This is a genomic window from Paraphotobacterium marinum (assembly GCF_002216855.1).
In the GTDB taxonomy this organism is placed as follows: domain Bacteria; phylum Pseudomonadota; class Gammaproteobacteria; order Enterobacterales; family Vibrionaceae; genus Paraphotobacterium; species Paraphotobacterium marinum.
Genome location: NZ_CP022356.1, coordinates 881,120 through 905,380, shown reverse-complemented (window position 1 = coordinate 905,380; position 24,261 = coordinate 881,120). Strand labels below are relative to the sequence as shown.

Sequence of the window (24,261 nt, the reverse complement as noted above, 5' to 3'; positions counted from 1 at the left end):
TTATTTCCTAAAACTTTTAAATATATCTTTAAGAGTTGAAACGACATCATCTTGATCGCTCTCGCTCATATCAGGAAAAAGAGGCAAGCTAATTACAGAACTACCAATTAATTCCGAATTTGGAAAGTCACCTACATCATAGCCATATTTTGTTTTGTAGTATGGATACAAATGAGCAGCTTCATAATGTAACCCACAACCAATATTATTGTTTTTAAGCTCGTTCATAAGCTCGTCTCTGGTTATAGTTGTTTTTTCACTATTGACTCTAGGTGCAAATAAATGCCAAGCATGTTTAAATTTGTAATTTGGCATTTGAGGCAAAATAAGTTCCTCAACATCATTAAGTAATTGATAATATCGTTGGACTAGATATGTTCTTTTTTCAATGAAGGTATCTAGTGCTTTAATTTGATGGATCCCAAGTGCTGCTTGAATATCCATTAAATTATACTTAAACCCAGGGCATACAATTTGATAATGCGGACTACCAGTTTTTCCAAAACGATTCCAAGCCTCACGATCCATTCCATGGAACTTTAAGAGATTAATTTCATCAAAATATTTTTTGAAATCCTCTCTTGGAGATGTGATGCAACCACCTTCACCAGTTGTCATGTTTTTATTTGGGTGAAAACTAAATACTTGGAAATCTCCAAAGCTTCCGATTTTCTTCCCATCATACTCAGCTCCAATTGCATGAGCTGAATCTTCGATAACTACAAGATTGTGCTTTTTAGCTAAATTATAAATCTCTTTTAAATCAACTGGTAAGCCGGCAAAATGAACAGGCATGAGGACCTTTGTGTTTTCATTGATTGCTTGTTCAATTTTAGAAATATCGATATTGTAATCGGATAAGTTTACATCAACTAATTTTACTTTGGCTCCTACTATCTCAATTACATTTAGAGTAGCGGCAAAGGTCATAGGAGTAGTTATAACCTCATCTGTTTCTTTTAAATTTAATGATAGTAATGCAAGATGAAGTCCTGCAGTAGCGGAATTCAAACAAACAGCATTTGATGCACTTGTGTACTCGGATAAGAGTGTTTCAAATTTTTTTAGTTTTGGTCCGGAAGTTATCCATCCAGATCGGAGAGAATCATTAACATCTTCTATTGCCTTTTCTGAAATACTAGGCTTTGCAAACGGTAAAAATTGTTGTCTCATTAAAATATGATACCTTTGGTTAATTAGGGTGATTGGAAAGTATATAATATCGTTGGTTGGATCCAACTATATAAATACTTCTTTTAAAGGGAAAATTAGTTTGATTATAGTCTTTTTTATTGGTAATTACAAACACATGGTTTTTACTGCTCCATAGTTTAGTTAATTGGGAAGAGGTTATTGAACCTTTCTCAATTCCTGAATTTTTCATCTCAGAAGTTGCTTCTAATTCACCTAAAAAATTATAGAGAATAACACTTTTTTTTAAGTAAAAAGAAGCATCGTAAAAGTAATCTCCATAAGCTACAACGATACTGTTAGGGTGTTTAATTATTAAACTTTCTATATTTTTTATTAAAGGCTTGATCGTTTTTTGATTTATAAATTCTATACTTGGCCAGACAAAAACAGATATTGTTAAACTTCCTAATAAAATATAAGCAAAAACTTTTTTCTTATTGTTTTTTTTCATTTGTTTTATGATTGCAATAATAATGCCCAATAATATGGCAGCCATTGGAAATAAATAGGTACTGATCTGATTAAAAAAAGATTAAACTTCTTGAGAAAAGGAAGTATCGCACCAGCCAAAGCAAAAACAAAAAAGACACTTATAGTTAATAAAATAATTGATAAGTCATAAAGACAATATCTCTTGTTGATTTCAAATTTTTCTACGAAATTGATTGATAAAAAGATACATAATGGTAAAAGAAGAGGGACCAGATAACCAATCAAAATGGATTGTGAAAACCCAAAGAAAAAAGCTATTGATACGCACCAAATAAACAAAAAAAGTATCTCGTTTTTATACTTATTATCTTTGAATTTTAAGTAATTTTTTTTCAATGACTCAGGAAGATAAAATGTCCAAGGTAGAAATATTGCAAAAATATAAAGAATATAAATACCTTTATTCATTTCTCTATTTTGAGCGTCAGTAAGGTATCGTTCAAATTGTTGAACAATAACGTAATAATTAAAAAATTGATGATAACTTTGGTTGACCAAATATATCCAGATACTACTGGAGACAATAACAAAGAACAAACCAACATAAAGTTTATAGTTTATCAGTTTTTTAAATTCACGCTTACATAGATGATATATTCCTATGACTACCATTGGTAAAATAAGGCCAATTAAACCCTTGGTCATTACAGCTAAAAATGAAAAAAAGAAGGAATTTGCAAGCCAGATATTTGATGTTTTAGAGTTCGATTTTTTATTGAGGCTTAACATATATGATAAAAGAGAAATACTAATAAAAATTCCAACAGAAAAATCTAGATTTAAGTATTTCTGCATAATTAAAAAAGAAAAGTCGAGTTTAAAATAAGAACCGTATAAAAGGCTATGTTTCTTGAGTGAAATAATTGCTTCACACCATAATAGAAAAAGAAAATTGATATATATGAAAGGATAGGGTTTACTAGTCTTGCTGACCATTCTGAAATACCAAACAAAGATAATGAAAAGGATGTAAGCCAATACATTAGAGGAGGTTTTTCAAAATATACAATTTGCTGAAGGTGAGGTACCAAATAATTTCCACTTTGAAGCATTTCTCTAGCAATTTCCGCATACCTTGATTCATCAGGGTTAATAAGCGCAGGGGATCCATAAAAAATTAAAGCTATTGTATTTAAAAAAAATAAGATAGCTATGTGTTTGGTAGTTTGTGAATGGGAAAATTTAACTAAGTAATTCATGTATAATAACTTTTTTCTATTAATTCAAATAGAATAGCAAATTTAATAAAACATTGCTTTAAATTTTATTTAAAACACTGTACAATTACTTGAGTTGTAAAATTAACTAGGAAATTTAGAATAAAATGAAATGGATACTTATCTTTGCATTAGTTTTTTCTTTTAATATTCATGCTCTGCAAGGGAACAATGATATAAAATTGACATATCAAATTAAAACAGGTCATACTTTTTACCATGATCTCAAAGCCAACTCACAAAAATCAAAATATTTTTACAATAAACCAAAAAAAATACGAGTATTTATTGATCCAACAACTTCAAAAAAAAATTTGGGAGATAAGATTAGATTTGCAATTGTACATAATACTAAAAGTAATGCTTTTAAAATTGTGAGGGTTGAAAAAAAACACAGTAAAAATCATTTATTTTTCGATGTTTATGTTTTGTTTGCTCCAAAAGAAAATGCAGATTTCAATCATCAGTCATATTTAACGATTAGTATTGGTGGAATCAAACAATTTAATCAACAGTCATTAATTGGTAAACATGGTTTTAACTTAGTTGTTTTTGGTGATAGCTTATCTGATGGTGGATATTTTGACCAATTATTAATAAAAAATTATCCCCAAAAATTTCATGCCGGTGATAGAGCTATCTATACAACCCCTAATGGAAAAGTGTGGTCAGAATACCTTTCTGAATATACAGGAGTAGCAATAAAAGAAAATAACTTTAATCCAATCGACTCAAAATTTGTTTCTCAAAGCCTTAATGGTGATAATTATGCTGTAGGTGGAGCAACCACATCTTGTGCTTGGTTGAACTTTAAGGGTTTAGCTCCATTACCAATTGGACCTCAATCTCCAAATAGTTTTGATTCCAAAGATCCAATGTTTCATTGTAATCATAATCTTGCAGGTATGTCGCAAATTGAACACTATTTACAAAGGCACAATAAAACAGATATATCTCGAAATAGAAATATATTCATTATTCAGGGGGGTAATAATAATATATTTGAATTTTTTAAAAACTTTGGTTCATCGCAAAATACAAGAGATAATTTTTGGAAAAGTTATAAATTGAATCATAATGTAAATCCTTATATTAGAGATATTGCTATCAGTGCATCGGATGATATTGTAAACGATGTTGTTTTATTGCATGCAAAAGGTGCGAAAAGATTTATTGTTTGGAAACTCTTTGATTATAAAAATTTACCGTCAACTAAAAAGTTTAATTATGAAATGAAAATGTTCTCTCATTCCATTCCTTTTAAATTAATGTTTTGGTTCAATCCCGAAAAGACACAAGTATTTAAAGACTTTTTTACCATAAATGAAATAAATATTGTGGAAGATTACCGAAATACATTTAATCGAAACTTAATTAAAAAATTAAATGCACTATCTAGTAAATATAAAGACTTACAAATTCAATATTTTGATCCTGATTTAATATATAAAAAAGCTATACTTGATCATAAAGTTGAAATTTTAGATGATACAGTAAAATTCACTAATACAAACGCGCAACTTGTAAAGCTTGCTATTATCAGCCCGTCAAATTATAAAAAAGGATATTTATTTTATGATGGTGTTCACCCTACAACTCAAATGCATAAGTTAGAGGCTGATGCATTGTTTTTAAAGGTTAAAAAATTTAATTAATATTGCATTGTAGAATATCTTAAAAAAAGTTTACTCATCTCATTATTGCTGATTTTTGAGTAAACTTATTTAATATATTTTAAATAAGTGCAAGTATAAAGGCATAATATACCTAAAAAGGGCAGTTGTTTTAAAAAATAAAATAGTTTATATTGTGTGGCTTATTCCCTCTAACAGAAAACCTTCATGGACAGAAATAAACTTATCATCCTTTTGTTATTCTTAACGATTGTTATAGATATTATGGGTGTGGGTATTATTATACCTTTGATGCCTGATTTGTTTTTTGGTAATAAGTTGATATTCCAATTTGATAATAATTTACAGTTTTTAGCATATGGATTAGCCATGGCTATTTGGCCCTTGGGTTTGGTTTTAGGGGCACCAATTATCGGAGAGTTATCTGATAAATTTGGCAGAAAAAAATTGATTATCTTATCATTAGTCTTTACAGCAATTTCATATTTTATTATTGCTTTGAGTATTGAAACCAAAAATTTCTATTTATTTATCTTTGCTCGTCTTCTTGGAGGTATTTTTGCTGGATCTTTTGAAGTTGCCCAAGCCTATACTGTTGATATTAGTAGTTCTGGTGAACGAGCAAAAAATATGGGATACATTATTATAGCAGCTAACCTTGGAACAATTATTGGCCCGATTTTATCAGGTATAATTAACGATCCTATGTATAACCTTCCAATATATACAGTCATTCTCCTTGCTGGAATCCTTTCTATTATTAATGCATGTTTGGTGAAGTTATTTTTGTCTGTTGATCAACCTAAGTTTCCAAGCCTTAAAATATCATTGCTACATTGTTTAAAAACAATTTTTTTTCTTTTTAGTGATAAAAGAGTGAATGCTTTGGGATTGGTTTTTATATTAATGCAGCTTGGATACGGACTATTTTATTTAGGAGTTCCTGTCTTTTTGCAAATGAAGTTTGATTATAGTGTCCAATTTATAAGTTTTTACTTCGCTGTGATGGGAATAGCAGTTGTTTTATTTGCGTTTTTTCAAGAGTATCTCTTCAAAGCTTTGAGTGAAGTTAAATTGTACATAATAAGTTCCATCATTTGTTCAATAAGTTTTTTGGTAATAACTCAAGTTACAAGTAATTATTTTTATTTAACTTGGATATTAGGTGCATTAAGTTCAGTTTCGCAATTGATTGCTTACACTTCTTCAATTACACTATTGTCAAAAAAAGTATCTGAAAAAGAGCAAGGTAAATTGATGGGTGGTGCTGGAGCAGGTTTTGGTTTAGCATGGTTTATTAGCTCCCTTATGATAGGTAAAATATCAGAGGTATCGATCAAATTACCTTTGTACTATGGAAGCGTTTTCTTTATATTAAGTATTTTGTTTTTATGTTTATTCAGATATTTTAAGCAATTTAATAATTTTGGAACTTTTAAAAAATGATTTTAGCAATTGATATAGGAAATACTCAATTATTTGCAGGAGTATTTAAAGATGGTAAGATTCAACTGAGATTTCGAAAAAGCTCAAAAATTCAAAGTTCATCGGATGAGTTTGGCTTATTTCTAAGGCAAGTTTTAAGAGAAAATGAGGTAGATCCTAATTTAATAACTGATATTGTTATTTCATCTGTTGTGCCTGATTTAAATCATGCTCTAGCTTCAGCATGTATTAAGTATTTTAATTTAAGCCCTTTGATGCTTAAACTTGGTGTAAAAACTGGACTCAAAATAAAAACTTCAAATCCCCAAAGTGTAGGCAGTGATTTAATAGCTGATGCAGTGGCTGCATGTCATTTATACCCTAATAAGAATAGATTAATTGTTAATCTTGGCACTGCTAATACGTATTCATTGGTTAATGATAAAAATGAATACCTCGGACATATGATCACACCTGGCATGAGAGTTTCCATGCAAGCATTGGCGTCTACAACTGCTCAACTTCCTGAAGTTGCAATTAAAAAACCCGATGTTTTGATTGGAAAAACAACTGTGGATGCAATTCAGTCCGGACTCTATTTCAATACAATAGGTATGATTAAAGAAGTCAAAAAACAAATTAGAGATCAGTTTTCAATTGAACAGGATATTATTACTATTGGAACGGGTGGGGTATCGATTTTATTTGAAGAAGAAAAGTTATTTGATCAAACCGAACCTGACTTAGTTTTGATGGGACTTTATCTTGTTTTAAAAATTAATCAAAATAGATAGTTAGTCTAATGAATGATAGAAATACAATTAGAGCAATTATTTATATATGTCTGGCTTATGTATTTCTTTCCCTTATGATGTTAAGTGCTAAATTAGCTACGAGAACACTACCTCCTACAGAAGTATTATTTTCTAGATTTTTTTTAGGTCTTATTTTTCTCATTCCAAGTATAGTTAAGTCAAATTCTTTTAGTTTTAAAATCACTAATATAAAAATGAGTTTACTTAGAAATTGTGCTGGATTAGGTGGGATGATTTTATCTTTTTCGATATTATCCAAAATACCTGTCGCACTAAATGTGCTATTTTTGAACTCTTCGTCATTATTTATTCCTTTATGTTTATTTTGTTTTTTTAAAGAGCGTACCAACATAAAAACAATCTCTTTCATGTTGATTGGTTTTTTTGGCATTTTTGTTATTGTTTCTAATTCTTTGGAAAATACTAATTTTATTTATTATATTTTTGGTGTTATCAGTGCAGTTCTAGCCGCATTGGCCTATATTGGCATTAAAAAACTCAGTAAAGATCACTCGCCATTAAATATTGTTTTCTATTTTCATTTATTTGGAAGTTTAGTTATCTTTTTATTTTTTTCTCATGGATGGAAGCTGCCAATTTATCAAAATCTTTACTTATTAATTTTAGTCGGTCTTTTTGGTGTTTTATTTCAGGTATTTCTTAGCTATGCACTGTCTTTTTCAAGTATGCAATTAATTGCCCCGTTTATTTTTACGGGCGTGATTTTTAGTACTTTTTTAGATTGGTTATATTGGGGTGAACTTCCTAATAATTTTTTTATTTTAGGAAGTGTTTTAATTATGTTTTCTATTGTTAAGATTGTTCGAAATGAAGGAAAATAATCTAACTTGACTTGGGTAAATTTAAAAACTTGAACATTGTAGGATTTACCTTTAACTCTTTACGGACTAATGTTAATAAATAAACATTCCAACAGCTAAGAACAATTGCATAACTGATAGCCACCCCCCAAATACCAAAAAATTTTGCCAGAGATGAACCTAATAGTAACATTGCAACTAGAGCATACCAAAAACTTTTTGCTGTCTTTTTTTCATGTCCAGACATATTTAAAATCTGAGAGGTTAATCCACCGCAAAGAGCTTGGCTTAATGAACCGAGTAAAAGTACACAGGATAATGGATATGCTAAATAGTATCCTTCACCATATATCTTAACAAACCAATACCCTGTTAGGTAGATGATGAAAATTATGCCAATTGAAAAAAAGAACATTAATTTTGCATATCCATGAATGTTTTTTTGAAATACTTCTTTTGAGTGATGTTTAAAGCCGTGCGCAATCAGACTTCTAGTGTTTGCACTCAAGGCTTGTGCAAAAAACACCGATATTACAACAATTTGGTTGGCAACATTATAGATACCAATATCAGTATCAGAACAGAATACTTTTAAAATAAACGGACTTACATTTAAAAATAGCAAATTTCCCCAATGTAAAACCATAAAGGATAGATTATCGTTATTGCCTGATTTTGCACTTTTATATCCTAATTTGGATGCATTTAGAATATATACTAATATCGTAAAGCAACTTAAAATTACGAGCATCATGAAAACTATAGTACTAAAATCAGTATTGGGTTCAAAAATATAATATCCAACACAAGCTAAAATGATCAGACGAAGGCAAAGCTGATTGAGGTTAGCCCATGAAACACGTTTTTCAGATACGTAGTATGCTTGTATCAGGTTTGCAAAAAAATAAGGAAACATGAATAAAGATGCATAAAGCTCCATATTATTAAATCTAGAAGGAAACCAAAGACAATAACCCGCGAAAACTACACCAACTAAAAGCAGAAAAATAGTACCTTTGTGAAGGTATCCATTCATAATATTGAAGACATACTTGCTCTTTTCAACACCCTGTTTTTGGGTCCACCCCCAACTTTTTGAGAGCACACCCCCACCAGCTCCAAAAGTTGCAATTGTTGCTAATACTGTTGCTGTTGTAATTGTTGCAAATGCCCATTGGCCAAATTGAGTTTGGTTTAGATGGTTGGTCAGTAATACCGTAGTGACAAGAGCAGTTAATTGACCAAGTCCCTGAGTGAACATGGATAAAAGGGATTTTAGAATAAGATCATTTTTCAAGAGTTTTTTAATCACTCTGATACCTACTATAAAACAAAAAATAATACTATAAATATCAAATGAATCCAACATTAATTAAGCAAACTTTATTAATAGTTTTAATTTAATATTTGAAATTTAATTACAAAAGAGTAAAATTTATCTTTTTAATTGATCTGGAATTTTTAAATGTTTAAACCTGAACTCTTATCGCCGGCTGGTTCATTAAAAAATATGAGATATGCTTTTGCTTATGGTGCTGATGCTGTTTATGCAGGCATACCTCGATATAGCCTAAGAGTTCGTAACAATGAATTTGACATTGATAGCTTACATCAAGGCATTATTGAAGCACATAAACAAAATAAAAAATTTTATGTTGTATGTAATATTCAGCCGCATAACACTAAAATTAAAACTTTTGTCAAAGATATAGAGCCTATTATTAACATGAAACCGGATGCTTTGATTATGTCAGATACTGGTTTAATTATGTTAGTAAAAGAGCATTTTCCAGAAATGCCTATTCATTTATCAGTACAAGCGAATGCTGTTAATTGGGCAACTGTAAAGTTTTGGGGACAATACGGTATTGAGCGAGTAATTGTTTCAAGAGAGCTTTCAATTAAAGAACTCAAAGAAATTAGAGAGCATTGTCCTGATGTTGAGTTGGAAATTTTTGTTCATGGAGCATTGTGTATGGCTTATTCTGGACGATGCTTATTGTCAGGGTATATGAATAAGAGGGACTCTAATCAAGGTACTTGTACGAATGCTTGTCGTTGGAAGTATAATGTGAATGACGCAAAAGAAGATGATAGTGGAAATATAGTTTCAGCTTTTGATCCTAAATTAGAACATCAAACTAAAATTGGCGTTGTTACGGAACAACACCGTCCAAATGAACCTATGAGCGTTCTCGAGGATGATCATGGAACTTACATTTTTAATTCAAAAGATTTGATGGCTGTTCAACATATTGAGGAGTTATCTAAAATAGGGATTCATTCTTTCAAGATTGAAGGTCGAACCAAGTCTTTTTATTATTGTGCAAGAACAGCTCAAGTATATAGGAAAGCCATTGATAATGCAGTTCATGGTAGACCCTTTGATCCAGAAAACATAATTGAGTTGGAAGGATTGGCTAATCGCGGGTACACGGATGGTTTTCTTAAGCGACATAGTGCAAGAGAATTACAAAACTACAAATCTGGTTATTCTATGTCGCAGACACAACAATTTGTTGGTGAGTTTACGGGTAAATTCCATGACAATTTTGCTGAGGTTTTTGTTAAAAATAAGTTTTGTGTGGGAGATAGCCTAGAAATCATGACACCTAAAGGGAATCTGAAGATTATTGTAGACAAAATATACAGTCTCAATGGTGAAAATATCAATCAAGCTAAGGGTTCAGGGTATAAAGTTTTATTGCCCATTCCTGATAATATTGATATTCAATATGCGCTTTTAATAAAACATATGGCTTAGATATGTCTTTGTTGATAACTGATAAATGTATTAATTGTGATATGTGTGAACCTGAGTGTCCTAATGAGGCAATTTCTATGGGTGAAAACATCTATGAAATTAATAAAAACTTATGTACGCAGTGTGTTGGACATTATGATATGCCAACTTGCCAAGATGTGTGTCCTATAAAAAACTGTATTATCATAAATCCCGATCATAAGGAAAGTCGAGAAGAGTTGTATGACAAATATGTAATTATTCAAAATATTGTCGAATAATTTTTACTAATATTTTTTTTAATTATTAAAAATTATGTTTAGACTCAATTTTTTATGTTTAAGGTGTTTTTAACATATTTTTTTCCAACCAAATCACTTTAAGTGATGTTGTTTATATTCATTGTGATATTTCAAATATTTTATCCCTAAATGCCAAGCTCATCCCTAAAAACTGGAACTTTATCACTAATTACATCCATTTGGCACAAAAGTCCTAGAAAAACATTAAAAATAACAAATAATGTAAAATAACGAATGAAAAAACTGGACAAGGGTGGTTAAATTTTGTACAGTACCTTTTCAAATATGAAAACTTTAGTTTTAATTTTGAGGACATATGATTAAATCTTTTACTCTTATAATTTCTTTTTTACTTTTGATTAACTCTTATTTTGCAAATGCGGATACAAATAAAGGTGCAGCAAAGACTAAAGTTGTAGTTCAGACTTTGGAGTCCACATCTTATCAACCTACTTTTTCAACTTATGGCGATGTTAAAAATGATTCAGTTAAAATTAAATCAAGCTCAGCTAATTCAAAAAAAATATTAGGTATATATTTTAAAAATGGTACGAAAGTTAAGAAAGGCGACTTATTGATTCAACTCGATAACAGACAGGAAATTGCAGATCTTGCAGCTTTAGAAGCAGAGGTAGCGAATACCAAATTTAGATATGAGAGTTTAAAAAAATTGTATGATAAAAAATTGTAAGTTTGGGTGATTTAAATAAAGCTAAAGCACTCTATTTAGGGGCAAAAGGAAGAATGGAGATCAAAAAAAGCGATCTCCAAGATCTTGAAATTAGAGCTCCTATCTCCGGCGTAACGACAGCATCTCCATTCCATGATGGTGATGTGGTAACAACTGATGATACATTATTAAGTATATATAGCCCTTCTGGAATGTATGTTGAATATTCTCTTCCTGCGTATTATAAAAGTAAAATCAAATTGGGAGAAGATGTGGCGCTTGAAGTGATGGACCATTCTCAAAAAATCAAAGCACAGGTAAGTTATATATCACCTGATATATCGGATGGTATGATTACAGTTCAGGCAGCATTTGACAATAATCTGGATTTATATTCAGGAGAAAAAATTAGAATAACACAGACCATTGGCAAATACGATGTTTATGCAATTCCCCAAGCAAAAATGGATGTTAGTTGCACAATATTTCCAAGTAATTCAACTTCGACTCAGACAGTCAAAATAATTGAAAATGGCACCGTCGTTTATAAAAATATAAAGTTATTTAATACAGATGATATTCCTTTTCAGGATGGGGAATATCGTTTTTACAGTACAAGTGGAACAGATATCAAGCCAGGTTCAGAGTTAGTTCTCAACTGTGAAAGTCCTGTTTTTAAGGGCAGTAAGGTAGAAATAAGTAAAAAATATAAGTCGCCTGAAATAATTAGAGGGTAATGGAATGAAATTATCTGAAATATGTGTAAAAAGACCAGTGTTTACTATTGTGATCACACTGATTCCAATTCTTTTAGGTTTTATAGTATTTACAAATGTACCGGTTAAATTTGCTCCTTTTTTGGGAACTGCTACGATAATTATTCAAGTCAATAATGTCGATGGTATGTCTGAAGAACAAAAAAATAAGACTGTTATGAGGCCTATTCTTAACACCTTGGGCACAATCAAAGGTATCGAAAAGACAACCTCCAGTACTCAAAAAAACCAAATTTCGTTAGATATTTCTCAAGATGTTGATATTGATGACACAGTAACTCAAGTGAATAATAAAATAAATGAAATTAAGGATGACTTGCCAGCTGGTGTCGCAACTGTGGTCGCTAAAAGTAGTACACAGGGGATGATGGATGAAATTATTATAAGTAAATCAGATAGTCTGCCATTTATTCCATTTATTAATGATTATAATTTGAGAATCCCAGATTTATTCAATCAAATAAATGATGTTGGTGCAGCCAATAATGTAGTTATTGGTTATCAAAATTTTATTATTAAATTAAATCCGTTTAAATTGGCTTACTTTAATTTGACTATAGATGAAATGATTTCACAGGTAAGGGATGATATCGCAAGAGATGGATTTCAAACAACATATTTGAGTCAAACAGATGCGCCTTTTAAAGTTAGGGCAATGAACGATAGTATCGATACATTGAAGGACACAATAATACATATCCCTAACTCAGATAAAACAATTCTCTTAAAAGACATAGCAGACGTTTATCAGGGTAAGATTAACTCTGATGCAAAGGGCACAATTGATCCGATAGTTACAGTAGACTTTAAGGGGGTTAAAGATATTGCTGCTCTATTGTTATATCAGTCAAAAGATAATAAAACTAATCTTTTAAATATGTCTGAACAGACGGGTCAATTAATTCAAAAACTAAATAAACAAAGCCCTTCAATTCAAAGCTTTAAATTGTATTCTAAATCAGATACTTTAAAAGAGGTAATTCATAGCGTAGTAGAAACATTAATAATTGCATTTATTTTAGTAGTTATCGTTATTTATATGTTTCTTGGAAAAGTTAAAGCTACATTTATTCCTTTAATTACAGTACCGACGTGTTTGCTCAGTACTATATTAATTATTTATGTTGGAGGATTCAGTTTTGACCTATTTACTCTATTAGCTTTGCTATTAGCGATTGGCTTAGTTGTGGATGATGCAATTATTCTAGTCGAGGCTGTTGATGCTGGAATAGAAAAAGGCATTAAACCATTTGAAGCAACTTACCTTGCAATTAAAAAAGTAGCTTTTAGTATTATTACTATGTCCTTAACACTTGCATCAGTATACATTCCTCTCGCGTTTACAAATATGATTACAAGTCCTGCACTTGTTGAGTTTGCAGTTGTTTTAGCAGGCTCTGTTTTAATTTCAGCCTTTGTGGCATTAACGCTTACACCAATGATGTGTGCTCGTCTATTGTCAGCTAAAAGTAGCAAGGTTACTGAAAAAATAAATCAGACACTTAATTATACGACAAAGATGTATTCGCAAGGTGTATCTTTTGTATTATCGAGGCGATTACTCTTTATAAGCTTGGTGATTTTAGGCTCATTGAGTTTTTTCGGAGTCATCAAACTGGTTTCAATTGAAAATTTAACCAATGAAAAAACAGGAGTTTATCTGGTTCAGGGCACTTATCAAGGAACAGACTTACAAAAAAATGAAATGCAAAAGCAGTTTAATGTATTTAAGAAGGCCTTGTTGCCTTTTAAAAATAAGTTTAAAAGAAGCCTTTTGTGGTCGGAAAGTATGAATCCAATGGGGGTCCTTATCTTAAAAGATGGAGTGGATCAAGATAAGCTTATGAAAAACATTCAATCTGCTGTTACTAATTCAGGTTTTAAAGACGTCTTTACTTATGCTGTTCCCCCTATAGACATTACTACTTCGGGCCCGTCAAAAGAACCAAATAATCAGCTTACCTTTAATTTACAGAGCTCTGGTAGTGTCCAAAATTTGTATAGACAGACATCTCAAATCATGAAAGGAATCAAGAATATTAAGGGTGTAACCAATGTTCAAGGGGATGATAATTATAATGCAAAGCTTGTAAGTAATTTTGTTATCAATAAAGATTTAGTAAGAAAATATAAAGTAAATGAAAGTAAAATCTATGATGCTATAAAAGTTTCATCAGGGGATTATATGTTTCCAACAAAAATCAAAACAGATGATTTTGTTATGAAGTTATATATGTCGGTGGAATCCAGGTATTTTAATAAACCTATCGATCTTTACTCAATCCAAGTCCCTAACGCTGATGGTAAGCTGATTCCACTAAGAAGCTTGGGCGCATTCAAAACAGAAGGGAGTCCAAAGAGCATTGAAATGACCAATAGTATCATAACCAATCCTTTGACAGTTACATTTGCTGACGGTATAAGTTATGTCGAAGGCATGAAACTTTTAAACAAAAATATGCCTAATATTTTACCAGAGGGTATAAGTTACGATTATACAGGACAAGCCGAACTTTTGACTGAAAACTCATCATCATTTGGCTATGTCATATTAGCATCGTTTCTTGTAATCTATTTACTTTTAGCAGCTCAATTTGAAAGTTTTAAAGATTCATTTATCGTATTGTTTAGTGTTCCCTTAACTTTAGTTTTAACGTTGTGGTGTTGTTATTTGGCAGGTGTTGCTTTAAACATATATGCTATTCTGGGATTAGCTACTTTAATCGGTCTTACTGCTAAAAATGGAATATTGATTACAGAATATGCAAATCAACTCTTATCAGAAGGAAAAGAGGGTAAAGTTGCAATTTATGAAGCTTTAAAAGAAAGATTTAGACCCATACTCATGACATCTCTTGTCATGATAGCGGGAGCAATTCCATTAATGTTCCAAGCTGAAAATATCAGAGTTTTAATGCATGATATCGGTTTTGTTATTGCTATAGGAGTAACTATCGGAACCATTTGTTCTTTATTTGTGGTACCTTTGATGTATTGTCTAATTAAAAGAATTAAATTTTAATTAAAAGATCTCAAAAAAATAAAGTTCTCTATTTGTGATAAAAGATAGGGAGCTTTTTATTTCTAAAGTTCACTTTTAAATATCCTTTATGTATAAATTATACTTTCAACATAGGTAAGTTCCATATTTTGGTTTAAAGTACAATCATGTTATATGAGATAGGATATTTATGGTAATAGGCTTTTTACAAAAATTACGGTAAAAACAATAGATTTGGAACGATGTTCTAGACGAGTGCTTGGGGTTAGCATTGCAATTTTCGTATATTTTGGAATTGTAGTACTATTTTCTCCTAGAACAACTGATTAAACAAATGTTGCAAGTACTTCAATATTTTGATTTATAAACCCTGAATTAGGTTTAAATTTATTAAGATAAAGTAATTATCTTTGCTGAGTGTGGTGTTTATTATTTTTTTGATTTTGTTTCGATGTTTTATGGTTATATTGCAGAAATTTACCAAAAAATAAAATTATGGTAAAGGTTGCACTTAACATTCTAGTAATAAATAGCCTTTCATAGATTTGCACTTCGATATTTTATTGGGAGCTTCTTATTTGGTGGTCGTCAAAAAAATTTATCAGAAACAATTGGTTATATTTATTAACTGTGGATTATTAAAATTTTTAGGCGAGAATTAAGAAATAGATTAACAAAGGATCTTGATGATGGTTTGTTTGAAATAAAATAAAAAAAGCCCAAAAAAGTCATCTTACCAATTTATTTTTTGAGCTTTAAATATTATTAATTAGATGTTTTTGGGGACTTACTTACTGCTTTAATTGAAAAGTAAAATAATATCGCAATTGCTAGTGCAGCTATTGCCATAACATAGAAAATTTCAGAGTATAAGTGGTTTGTCATCAAAGGGTTAGTTTGATTAGATGACTCACTTGCAAGTGCATAATTAGAAATTGGACCTGATAAATTGATACCAAATGCAACATTTAAAAATAAGTAACCCGTAAATAAACCTTGATGTTGGGGCTCTAACATTTCTCCTGCCATGGCAAAATTTACAGGATTTACTTGGACTTCACCTGCCGCCACTATTAATAAAAGTAAAATTGGAAAAATGACACTACTTAAACCATAACTGTTTGACAAGAAAACACCAAGAGGGATCATTAAAAAAGCTAAGACATAGCTTAGAAGACCACGAGTTACATACGTAGCAGGAGCTGTTTTAACTTTAGAGTTTTTCATTATTGCCGCAAAAACAAAGCCAAAGATAATAACACCTAAACTTTCAAACATATTGATAGTCGCCGGTTGCATTTCTATACCAAATAAAGACTTATTGGTATTATACTCTACAAAACTTTCAAGTGCTGTTGATTGAAGCCCTTGAACACAGGCAAAAAGCATGGTACCGACCATAAGTATCATATATGTAAAAATCTTGATGCGGTATTCTTTTTGTTGCTGAAAAGCAAATTTAATTAAGTAAATCACCATTAAGATGAACGATATGTTTACAACCCAAGAACCAAAATTAGGGTAGTGCATTAAAAATAATGCAAAGACTAGACAAGCTATCACGATGATAGGTGTATAAAAAAATCTCTTAGAAGAATTAAAGAAATTTAATGAGTAGCTTGTATCCTTGTCTTTAACATGTTTCCATAAACCTAAGTGAAGCCCCATCGCAATTATCATGCAAATTGCAGCAAAAATGAAGGTGGGTGCATATTGATTTTGACCTTGTAGATAACCAGCAATTAAAAATGTTATTAAAAAGCCGATATTCATAAAACTATAGTTTACTGCAAAAGCTTGTCTTCTTTTGTTATCGTTAGGTTTAAATAACTGAGTAAGCATCATATTAATACAACTAACATTTAAGCCTGAGCCTGTTATGAATGTAGCCATTCCTAACAGGACAATGCTATGGTTATTAATTGCAATAAGTAATAAACCAATAAATTGTAATGCCAAACTTATAAAAAATAATCCACGGAAACTTATATATCTTCCGCCAACTGCTCCACCTAAGAAGTGATATAAAAAATTAATCGCAAAAAAACTTGCCGTTAAAGTATTAGCTTCTGATTGCGCCATACCTATATGCTGAGTCAAATAAAAGTTTAACAAGCCCATCAAGGCCGCATAACCAACTGTTGAAAAAAGTTGGATTATGTTAATCAATAAAACACCTTTGGGCATTTCGCGATAATTTATCATTTTTATACCTATTTAATAACTTTTTATTATTCGAAACCAACAATCATAATCTTTTTTATTCTGATTGTCATATTATTTTCATATAATAAAATATTATTAATATGACACAATTTTAAATGACGACAAGGATTCAGTAATGATAATAAGTATGGAAGAAAAAAAACTTTTAGAATGTATGTATGACTTACAACAGAAACATCAATTAGGTAAGGATGTTTTCGAATATCAAGACTTACAAAACTCATCGGGTTTAGAAGAACAAGAGTTTGAACTAGATTTACATAAATTAATTGAAAATGGCTTTGTTTACATATTGAATAATGGTAAGAGTGTTCTCAGTGCTTATGTTATTTTAACTAAAAAGGGGGAGACTTGGTGCCAAGAAAATTTAACTTAAAAAAATTGAGATTAACTTCAAGTTACATTTTTATTACTACTTAATTGACAGATTAAGTTTTATGACTTTCACTTAATGTACCAATTTTATTAAGGGCTAGCGTTATGAGTGGTGTAACACAAGAACTACATTCAAATCAAGAATATAAGAAAATTGTATACTTTATTGCTTTGATTGCAGCTTTAGGTGGACTTTTATTTGGATTAGATCAGGGCTTTATTGCTAATTCTTTAAAAACAATTTCAACTACATACAATTTAGAAACGACACAGCAAGAAAACTTTTCTGGAGTTTTAGCCACAGGTGGTGTGCTTGGGGCATTATTAAGTGGTTTTTTTGCGCGTTTTTTGGGTAGAAAAAAAACCATTGTTTTGGCAGGATTTCTTTTTACAATAGCATCTTTAATTTCTGCTTTACTACCCAGCTATTGGCTTTTACATTTATGCAGAGCGGGTTTGGGATTTGCAGTAGGTATTGCCTCTTTTACTGTGCCTTTATATCTTTCAGAAACGTCTCCAAAAAGTTTAAGAGGTAAATTTGGCTCTTACTTCCAGCTCATGCTTGTTATAGGTATAATGTCCATTGCATACATAAACGTTGCAATTGTTAAGTTGTTCGGTGAAACGGCTCAATCTATGGTAATTATGTACGGAGTTCTAACTCTTTTTTCACTGATTATGTTTTTAGGTGCCTTTATATTACCAGAAAGCCCAAGGTGGCTTATTTTGAAAGGTAAAGAAGATGAAGCCTATAAAGTATTACAAAGAATAAGAGTTAGCAAAGAAGAGATTGATGAAGACATCAAAGAAATCGAGGAAGCCGCTCAAGTTAAAGTTGCATCATTTGAAATGTTGTCAAAAGGCTTTTTTTGGAAGGTTTTGTTAATAGGTATTGCAAGCCAAATGTTTCAACAGTTAGTAGGTATCAATGTGATGATATACTACGGCCCACAAATACTAGGCGATGCAGGATTCACAGGCCTACTTGGTGAGCTATTTATACCCACAATTAATTTATTAGCAACTTTTATAGCAATTAAATATATTGATAAACTCGGAAGAAGAACATTATTGTATATTGGTGCAACTATTATGCTAATCACTATGTTAGTTGCAGGCATATGTTTTTACATTATAAATGCTGAACCAGACGCAAGTCATTCTCTAGTTAAAATTTTGTTGGTTATTTCATTAGGCTTATACATTGTTGGCTTTGCAAGTTCATGGGGGCCAGTAATTTGGGTTTTCTGCTCTGAAATATTTCCTCTCAAAGGCCGTGAAATCGGTATGACAATTACAACAATGGTTAATTGGACTTTTGCTTCACTGGTAATAAGTAATGCATTGTCATTTATGAAAATTTACGGTCAAGCTAATTTGTTTTTCTTATTTGCAGCATTCTGTGTCGGTTGTCTTGTGTTCTTGAAGCTCTTTATTCCTGAAACAAAAGGAGTCAGCCTTGAAAAAATAGAATCTGATCTTGAAAAAGGTATTAAGTTAAACAAAATAGGTAATAACTAACCTCATAAGAGCCTTCTTTATCATTTTAAGAAGGCTAACCTTTTCTCATTTACATTTTCTTTTTAGATCTTCGTCACTTATTTCATATATAAAAATAATATTTTATTGCATTTCTTTGGCTAAGTAGAGAGTATGTATCGAAACGTTTTTATAGCGATTTTAATAATAATTTTACAAATAAAGGGAATGTGATGAGTACTACTACAATAGGTTCAGCTAAAGTTGAATCAAATAGTCAAAAGGGGATAGTTTATTTAATAGCTCTTATTGCTGCATTAGGTGGACTTCTTTTTGGCTTAGACCAAGGTTTTGTTGCAAATGCGTTATCTACGATTAGCGCACATTATAATTTGTCTACCGCTGAAAAAGAACATTTTACAGCCATTTTGAGTGTAGGTTGTATGATTGGTCCAGCCGTTGCGCTGTTATCTAATCGATTTATAGGTCGAAAATATACAATCATTATTGCTGGCTTTTTATTCGCAAGCATGTCTTTGATTTCTACGATGGTGCCAAGTTATGAAGTTTTATTTTATGCTAGATTATTACTTGGAGTAGCTGTTGGGATTGCAGCTTTCACTGTGCCTATCTATTTAATCGAAACCTCCCCTAAATCAAAAAGAGGAACTTTTGGAACATATTGGCAACTTATGATTACTGTCGGTATTTTTGCAGTATCATTTATTAATAGCTATATTACAATGAGTTTTGGTGAAACGGTTCATTCTCTAGTATTAATGTATGGCGTTCTATCTTTCTTTTCTGTGCTTATGTTTGTCTGTGTTTTAGTTATTCCAAAAAGCCCAAGATACCTAATGCTCAAAGGGAAAAGAGAAGAGGCACTTCAGGTTTTAAGAAGAACAAGAAACTCTGAGCAAGAAGTTAACGAAGAATTGGCTGAAATTGAAGAAGCTACCAAAGTTAAAACAAGCTTTATTAGTTTTTTAACAAAACCGTTTTTTTGGAAAATAGTTGCTTTATGTGGTGTTTTACAGTTTTTCCAACAAACTACAGGAATAAATGTTTTCATATATTACGGACCATCAATTCTTGAAAAAGCTGGTTTTGCTCATGGACTTTTCACGCAAAACATCATATATATTGTGAATATGTTGGCTACTTTCATTGCTGTTAAATATATTGACCAAGCTGGAAGAGTAAAATTATTAACAGCAGGTGGTATTTTAGTTGTGCTCTCATTACTTTTAGCTGCTTTTTCTTATAATCATATTGTTGCGGGTGCAGCTTTAGGTTTATATGGATACATGTTTTTGGCGGCCACGCTATTATTCATTGTAGGTTTTGCATGTTCATGGGGTCCAATTACATGGATTTTAGTAGCAGAACTATTTCCACTTAAATCCAGAGAATTAGGTGTTACTCTATCAACAATTGCAAACTACTTTGGTAACACAATTGTAGCTGGTACAAGTTTGACTTTAATGTCTGCATATGGAACCTCTAATTTGATGCTGATTTTTGCGGTTATTACTGTAGTAGCTCTTATTGTTGTTAAGAAATTCTGCCCTGAAACTAAAGGGGTTAGTATTGAAAGTATTGAGAAGAAATTTGAGTCTGGTACACCTATTAAAAATGTAGGTATTTAAAAAATTTATAAGGTGTTCAGGAAACTGAACACCAAGAAAAATTTTAATTCAAAATTTTTACATAAATATATAAATTTGTTTCTACAAAAAATCTTTTAACCAAAATAAAATTCTCTAAAATATAAAAATACCATATAAATTTTCCTTTTTTTTCTTAACTCATGAATAATTAGAAAATTCATTCTTGTTTTAGCAAAAATATACACAACTTTTTTTTTTAAATATTTATGTAATTTGCATAAATTATTATTTTTTTATGTAAAAAAAATGTTATTATGAGAGTGTTGTAATAATTAAATTCTATCAACAATAAAAACAATAAAAACAATAAAAACAATAAAAACAATAAAAACAATAAAAACAATAAAAACAATAAAAACAATAAAAACAATAAAAACAATAAAAACAATAAAAACAGTAAAAATAATAAAAATAATAAAAATAATAAAAATAATAAAAATAATAAAAATAATAAAAATAATAAAAATAATAAAAATAATAAAAATAATAAAAATAATAAAAATAATAAAAATATAAAAATATAAAAATAAAATACAAACAATATAAACAGGATAAATAAATGACGGATATTAGAGAAGATCAGAGCGATACTTTAAATATTTTTTATAAAATATTAATCATATTTAATATTATTATGGCCGGATTATTATTTTTTTTATGGCTTCCCATTGGATCACATATCGATAATCTTGATATGCTGACAACCAGTCAACTTGACCAAACTTATCACGAAGAAAATTTACTTGCTTTAATGTGTGGTTTCTGGTTTGTAGTAAATTTATTGGGAATATTTTTGATTAAAATTTTAAAATCAAAAAGCAAGAGATAATTTTTTTTAGCATTTAGTCTTCCAAATAAATATTTGCTATATTTAACTTTGGCGAGTGTTTTATGAAAATTGAACATTTAATTCATTTTAAATTTTTAATCTAAAAGGTCGTAAAATGTTTGGTAAATTTATTAGAAGTAAGCTGGATGTTATGAATGTGCCACAACTCAAGGCACATTGCGATATACCATGTAAGATATATGATCCGCACCATGCTCAAGTTGCTGTATTGACAATGATTAGAATGATTGATCTTATTCAGGAGTTGAATGGAAAGGATTCATTAAACATAACTGAACAAACAAGATTAATTCGCTTTGTCAGTCAGAAAGAAGAGCATGGTGTGATATTAAAAAATGAAATCAGAGTCATTTGGGGGGATTATTTTAAAACGCCACAATTTGAAAAATTTCCTGAAATACATGAATTGACTCATTCTATAATGCTCTTGACCTCTAAAGTAAAACAAGAAATTAATCGTGATGATGCTCTTGAGCTTTTGAAAAAAGTGAACCGTTTTTCTGAAATTTTTTGGTTAACCAAAGGGGTTAAGGTTTATGAGGCAGTATCACCCTATCCACCATCAGAAAATGTTGTATATCCAGATTTAAAAAAATAGGTTTTTTTGTATTTTTAAATTATACAAAATATCTGGTAGTAGCATGCAACCAGCTCTAAAGGATGGTGATTATGTTTTGGCTGTAAAACAGCCCAGATTTATTAAACCATCAGTTGGAGCTGTTTATGGATTTAATCATGACTCACTAGGACTAATTGTTAAAAGGCTAGCTAGTTTCGATAAAAATATTCTTAAGTTTAAGGGCGATAATAAAGAAAGTTTATCATCTGAAGAGATTGGTGAATTTAAATGGTCACAAAAAAAAACGCTTTATCGCATAATATTTCGGGTATAATAATTATTTTCTTAGATCATTAAAGTTATGAGTTATAGCTATTTTAAATAAAAAGACGTGTCCTTATGAATAATTCATTTATCAACAGATTAACTAAATTGATTTATAAAAATCATCGATATCTTCATGCTTTTAAGACATCTTTAGCTTGTCTAATAGGGTTACTTGCTTATCGGCTATTTTCTGTTGAGCATGGACAATGGATTATTATTACAATTGCAGTTGTCATGGGTTCTCAAATCACAGTTGGCTCTGGAGAAGAAAAATCAATAGCAAGAACTTTTGCTACAATTATTGGTGCACTTGCTGGTGGGCTTTTTTTATTGTGTGGCTTCGTTGGACAAATCTATTATGAGTTACTGGCTTTGTTTATTGTGTCATTAGGCTTTGCCTATTTGGCAGGAAGTAAAAAATACTCTTATGTTGGAATTCTTGGTACAGCTACTTTCGTAATTGTTGGGTTGTCACATTCTTTTCATTCGGGTGTTTCAGACGGGATGATGAGAGCGCTGGACATTCTTCTGGGCGTAATTATTAGTATCGTCATAAACCGTCTTGTTTTCCCCATATATGCAAGAAAAGAGTTATTGGCTTCAATGGCAGGCACAATTGATAAATTTAGATTGTTAATACTAGATTGTTTTAGTTTAAACAGAAGTTTTACACAACTTGAAAGCTCAAAATATGAAATTCAACAAACATCTGGTATAAGTAGTTCATTTTTAAAACAATCAAAATTATTAAATGAAAGTGATTCGTATCTAGAAAAAATTCATTTTAAATTAAATTTAAAAGAAGCAGAAGAATTAATATTAAATTCTAAAAAAGTATTTCGGCAAACTTTAGCAATGAGATATACATTAAGCTTATCAGAAAAAAGCTCTATTTGGTTAAAAAGTCTTAATGAGGTAAAGTTGTTTTTGGAGCATGTTAATTTGTTTTTTGAATATTGTTCTCATAAATTATTAACCTATCCCTATGATGATAGAAGTTTTATCTTACAAGATAAAACTTTAAAAGATTTATTAGAGGTAATAGAGGTTGAAATAAAAATAAAAAAAGAAAATGAACATATACATCTTTATGCATTTATACATTCCTTAAAATATTTTTGGAAAGAAATTAAAATATTAGATACGAATATAAAAAAACTAACTATTATAAAAAATTAGGTTTAATTTTTTGTGGAAAATAAAGTTTTATTAAGTTCAATAAGTTGCAACGAAACAGCAGATTTCAATTTTGCTTCTGATAATGATAATTTTATTTTAGTTGGCAAATCTTCTAAAGGGTTTAGTTTTACTTTTGATCTTACATTTGAATTATTGGTTATCTTTGTAAATAGATTTTTTATGTCGTCGATACCTAACGGTGTGGTGATATCTAATTCAAACATAAGATTGCAAAAACAATACCATTTATAGGGCAATTTACCTAAACCTAAAAGTAGTTTAAGTTGTACACTATTATCGTTTAAAGGGCCATTGTTCAAAAACAATGGCTCTACAATAAATTGAGTTTCATAATTTTGAGAATTATTCAGATAATATTTAACAGCTTTAAAAATCAAACTGTCTAAAATATGGATAGCTATTTGAATAAAATCATTAATATTTTCATGTTCTTCTAAGGTTTCTAAAATCTCACTTTCACATGATGGCTCATTTATATTCTTCAT

23 protein-coding genes and 1 pseudogene are annotated in these 24,261 nt (G+C 30.3%); 17 read left to right on the top strand and 7 right to left on the bottom strand.

Annotated elements, in window-relative coordinates; genetic code table 11:
• Genes CF386_RS11320 through CF386_RS11305 form a run of 4 tightly spaced genes read right to left on the bottom strand, consistent with a single transcriptional unit; the run spans window position 1 to window position 2,885 of the window.
• The gene (locus tag CF386_RS11320; RefSeq protein ID WP_089074545.1) at window positions 1–1,173 is read right to left on the bottom strand and encodes a DegT/DnrJ/EryC1/StrS family aminotransferase; all 1,173 of its coding nucleotides are present in this window, start codon (window positions 1,171–1,173) and stop codon (window positions 1–3) included.
• A gap of 19 nt (window positions 1,174–1,192) precedes the next feature.
• A complete protein-coding gene (locus CF386_RS11315) occupies window positions 1,193–1,645 on the bottom strand; it encodes a hypothetical protein (RefSeq protein ID WP_145955057.1) in 453 nt (150 codons plus the stop codon).
• A gap of 5 nt (window positions 1,646–1,650) precedes the next feature.
• The gene (locus CF386_RS11310; protein ID WP_089074543.1) at window positions 1,651–2,481 is read right to left on the bottom strand and encodes a glycosyltransferase family protein; all 831 of its coding nucleotides are present in this window, start codon (window positions 2,479–2,481) and stop codon (window positions 1,651–1,653) included.
• A 2-nt stretch (window positions 2,482–2,483) separates the two neighbouring features.
• Window positions 2,484–2,885 carry an ArnT family glycosyltransferase gene (locus CF386_RS11305; protein ID WP_089074542.1) on the bottom strand — a complete coding sequence of 134 codons (402 nt, stop codon included), beginning with the start codon at window positions 2,883–2,885 and terminating at the stop codon, window positions 2,484–2,486.
• Between the two features lie 125 nt (window positions 2,886–3,010).
• Between CF386_RS11305 and CF386_RS11300 the strand changes: the two genes are divergently transcribed.
• The 5 genes and pseudogenes from CF386_RS11300 (at window position 3,011) to CF386_RS13500 (ending at window position 7,619) form a co-directional block, all read left to right on the top strand.
• Window positions 3,011–4,558, top strand: coding sequence for an SGNH/GDSL hydrolase family protein (locus CF386_RS11300; RefSeq protein WP_089074541.1), 1,548 nt, complete (start codon window positions 3,011–3,013; stop codon window positions 4,556–4,558).
• A 186-nt stretch (window positions 4,559–4,744) separates the two neighbouring features.
• A complete protein-coding gene (locus tag CF386_RS11295; RefSeq protein ID WP_089074540.1) occupies window positions 4,745–5,983 on the top strand; it encodes an MFS transporter in 1,239 nt (412 codons plus the stop codon).
• Window positions 5,980–6,756 (top strand): type III pantothenate kinase, encoded by a 777-nt coding sequence (locus CF386_RS11290; RefSeq protein WP_089074539.1) that lies wholly within the window; start codon window positions 5,980–5,982, stop codon window positions 6,754–6,756. The genes CF386_RS11295 and CF386_RS11290 overlap by 4 nt, the downstream gene beginning before the upstream one ends.
• Window positions 6,757–6,764: 8 nt before the next feature.
• Window positions 6,765–7,121 (top strand): annotated as a pseudogene (locus CF386_RS13750) (EamA family transporter); the annotation flags it as partial.
• A gap of 24 nt (window positions 7,122–7,145) precedes the next feature.
• Window positions 7,146–7,619, top strand: a complete 474-nt coding sequence (locus CF386_RS13500; RefSeq protein WP_264080491.1) for a DMT family transporter — start codon at window positions 7,146–7,148, stop codon at window positions 7,617–7,619.
• Window position 7,620: 1 nt separating this feature from the next.
• Here the strand turns inward: CF386_RS13500 and CF386_RS11280 are convergent, their stop codons facing one another.
• Window positions 7,621–8,910: a lipopolysaccharide biosynthesis protein gene (locus CF386_RS11280; RefSeq protein WP_158522400.1), complete on the bottom strand. Its 1,290-nt coding sequence runs from the start codon at window positions 8,908–8,910 to the stop codon at window positions 7,621–7,623.
• A 153-nt stretch (window positions 8,911–9,063) separates the two neighbouring features.
• Between CF386_RS11280 and trhP the strand changes: the two genes are divergently transcribed.
• The 5 genes from trhP to CF386_RS11255 all read left to right on the top strand — a co-directional run bounded on the left by trhP (window position 9,064) and on the right by CF386_RS11255 (window position 15,111).
• Window positions 9,064–10,362, top strand: coding sequence for a prephenate-dependent tRNA uridine(34) hydroxylase TrhP (gene trhP / locus CF386_RS11275; protein ID WP_089074536.1), 1,299 nt, complete (start codon window positions 9,064–9,066; stop codon window positions 10,360–10,362).
• A gap of 2 nt (window positions 10,363–10,364) precedes the next feature.
• Window positions 10,365–10,622 (top strand): YfhL family 4Fe-4S dicluster ferredoxin, encoded by a 258-nt coding sequence (locus CF386_RS11270; RefSeq protein WP_089074535.1) that lies wholly within the window; start codon window positions 10,365–10,367, stop codon window positions 10,620–10,622.
• A 337-nt stretch (window positions 10,623–10,959) separates the two neighbouring features.
• Entirely contained in the window at window positions 10,960–11,334 is a 375-nt protein-coding gene (locus tag CF386_RS11265) for an efflux RND transporter periplasmic adaptor subunit (protein ID WP_089074534.1), read from the top strand.
• A gap of 53 nt (window positions 11,335–11,387) precedes the next feature.
• Complete coding sequence (locus tag CF386_RS11260) at window positions 11,388–12,050, top strand: efflux RND transporter periplasmic adaptor subunit (RefSeq protein WP_145955056.1); 663 nt, start codon at window positions 11,388–11,390, stop codon at window positions 12,048–12,050.
• Between the two features lie 4 nt (window positions 12,051–12,054).
• Window positions 12,055–15,111 carry an efflux RND transporter permease subunit gene (locus tag CF386_RS11255; RefSeq protein WP_089074532.1) on the top strand — a complete coding sequence of 1,019 codons (3,057 nt, stop codon included), beginning with the start codon at window positions 12,055–12,057 and terminating at the stop codon, window positions 15,109–15,111.
• A gap of 744 nt (window positions 15,112–15,855) precedes the next feature.
• On the opposite strand, the gene CF386_RS11250 is transcribed toward CF386_RS11255, so the two are convergent.
• Window positions 15,856–17,295, bottom strand: coding sequence for a POT-type proton-dependent oligopeptide transporter (locus CF386_RS11250; protein ID WP_089074531.1), 1,440 nt, complete (start codon window positions 17,293–17,295; stop codon window positions 15,856–15,858).
• Window positions 17,296–17,431: 136 nt separating this feature from the next.
• Here CF386_RS11250 and CF386_RS11245 point away from each other — a divergent pair, with 136 nt between their 5' ends.
• From CF386_RS11245 to CF386_RS11215, 7 genes are all read left to right on the top strand, one after another.
• Entirely contained in the window at window positions 17,432–17,692 is a 261-nt protein-coding gene (locus CF386_RS11245; protein WP_089074530.1) for a hypothetical protein, read from the top strand.
• A gap of 104 nt (window positions 17,693–17,796) precedes the next feature.
• On the top strand, window positions 17,797–19,212 hold the full coding sequence (locus CF386_RS11240) for a sugar porter family MFS transporter (protein ID WP_089074529.1): 1,416 nt from the start codon (window positions 17,797–17,799) through the stop codon (window positions 19,210–19,212).
• Between the two features lie 104 nt (window positions 19,213–19,316).
• Complete coding sequence (locus CF386_RS11235; protein WP_225971801.1) at window positions 19,317–20,819, top strand: sugar porter family MFS transporter; 1,503 nt, start codon at window positions 19,317–19,319, stop codon at window positions 20,817–20,819.
• A gap of 580 nt (window positions 20,820–21,399) precedes the next feature.
• Window positions 21,400–21,669: a hypothetical protein gene (locus CF386_RS11230; RefSeq protein WP_089074527.1), complete on the top strand. Its 270-nt coding sequence runs from the start codon at window positions 21,400–21,402 to the stop codon at window positions 21,667–21,669.
• A gap of 115 nt (window positions 21,670–21,784) precedes the next feature.
• On the top strand, window positions 21,785–22,288 hold the full coding sequence (gene sodN, locus CF386_RS11225) for a superoxide dismutase, Ni (protein ID WP_089074526.1): 504 nt from the start codon (window positions 21,785–21,787) through the stop codon (window positions 22,286–22,288).
• A gap of 10 nt (window positions 22,289–22,298) precedes the next feature.
• Complete coding sequence (locus CF386_RS11220; RefSeq protein ID WP_225971800.1) at window positions 22,299–22,583, top strand: S24/S26 family peptidase; 285 nt, start codon at window positions 22,299–22,301, stop codon at window positions 22,581–22,583.
• Between the two features lie 65 nt (window positions 22,584–22,648).
• Window positions 22,649–23,755 (top strand): FUSC family protein, encoded by a 1,107-nt coding sequence (locus CF386_RS11215; RefSeq protein WP_089074524.1) that lies wholly within the window; start codon window positions 22,649–22,651, stop codon window positions 23,753–23,755.
• 2 nt (window positions 23,756–23,757) lie between these two features.
• Here the strand turns inward: CF386_RS11215 and CF386_RS11210 are convergent, their stop codons facing one another.
• The gene (locus tag CF386_RS11210) at window positions 23,758–24,261 is read right to left on the bottom strand and encodes an MltR family transcriptional regulator (protein WP_089074523.1); all 504 of its coding nucleotides are present in this window, start codon (window positions 24,259–24,261) and stop codon (window positions 23,758–23,760) included.

Bases quoted from the DNA above. Each gene is read 5' to 3' on its own strand.
- CF386_RS11300 (WP_089074541.1), top strand. From the start codon at position 3,011: ATGAAATGGATACTTATCTTTGCATTAGTTTTTTCTTTTAATATTCAT.
- CF386_RS11260 (WP_145955056.1), top strand. From the start codon at position 11,388: ATGGAGATCAAAAAAAGCGATCTCCAAGATCTTGAAATTAGAGCTCCT.
- trhP (WP_089074536.1), top strand. From the start codon at position 9,064: ATGTTTAAACCTGAACTCTTATCGCCGGCTGGTTCATTAAAAAATATG.
- CF386_RS11270 (WP_089074535.1), top strand. From the start codon at position 10,365: ATGTCTTTGTTGATAACTGATAAATGTATTAATTGTGATATGTGTGAA.
- CF386_RS11315 (WP_145955057.1), bottom strand. From the start codon at position 1,645: ATGAAAAAAAACAATAAGAAAAAAGTTTTTGCTTATATTTTATTAGGA.
- CF386_RS11215 (WP_089074524.1), top strand. From the start codon at position 22,649: ATGAATAATTCATTTATCAACAGATTAACTAAATTGATTTATAAAAAT.
- CF386_RS11295 (WP_089074540.1), top strand. From the start codon at position 4,745: ATGGACAGAAATAAACTTATCATCCTTTTGTTATTCTTAACGATTGTT.
- CF386_RS11230 (WP_089074527.1), top strand. From the start codon at position 21,400: ATGACGGATATTAGAGAAGATCAGAGCGATACTTTAAATATTTTTTAT.
- CF386_RS11265 (WP_089074534.1), top strand. From the start codon at position 10,960: ATGATTAAATCTTTTACTCTTATAATTTCTTTTTTACTTTTGATTAAC.
- CF386_RS11250 (WP_089074531.1), bottom strand. From the start codon at position 17,295: ATGATAAATTATCGCGAAATGCCCAAAGGTGTTTTATTGATTAACATA.
- CF386_RS11310 (WP_089074543.1), bottom strand. From the start codon at position 2,481: ATGCAGAAATACTTAAATCTAGATTTTTCTGTTGGAATTTTTATTAGT.
- CF386_RS11320 (WP_089074545.1), bottom strand. From the start codon at position 1,173: ATGAGACAACAATTTTTACCGTTTGCAAAGCCTAGTATTTCAGAAAAG.
- CF386_RS11290 (WP_089074539.1), top strand. From the start codon at position 5,980: ATGATTTTAGCAATTGATATAGGAAATACTCAATTATTTGCAGGAGTA.
- CF386_RS11305 (WP_089074542.1), bottom strand. From the start codon at position 2,885: ATGAATTACTTAGTTAAATTTTCCCATTCACAAACTACCAAACACATA.
- sodN (WP_089074526.1), top strand. From the start codon at position 21,785: ATGTTTGGTAAATTTATTAGAAGTAAGCTGGATGTTATGAATGTGCCA.
- CF386_RS11245 (WP_089074530.1), top strand. From the start codon at position 17,432: ATGATAATAAGTATGGAAGAAAAAAAACTTTTAGAATGTATGTATGAC.
- CF386_RS11210 (WP_089074523.1), bottom strand. From the start codon at position 24,261: ATGAAGAATATAAATGAGCCATCATGTGAAAGTGAGATTTTAGAAACC.
- CF386_RS11255 (WP_089074532.1), top strand. From the start codon at position 12,055: ATGAAATTATCTGAAATATGTGTAAAAAGACCAGTGTTTACTATTGTG.
- CF386_RS13500 (WP_264080491.1), top strand. From the start codon at position 7,146: ATGTTGATTGGTTTTTTTGGCATTTTTGTTATTGTTTCTAATTCTTTG.
- CF386_RS11240 (WP_089074529.1), top strand. From the start codon at position 17,797: ATGAGTGGTGTAACACAAGAACTACATTCAAATCAAGAATATAAGAAA.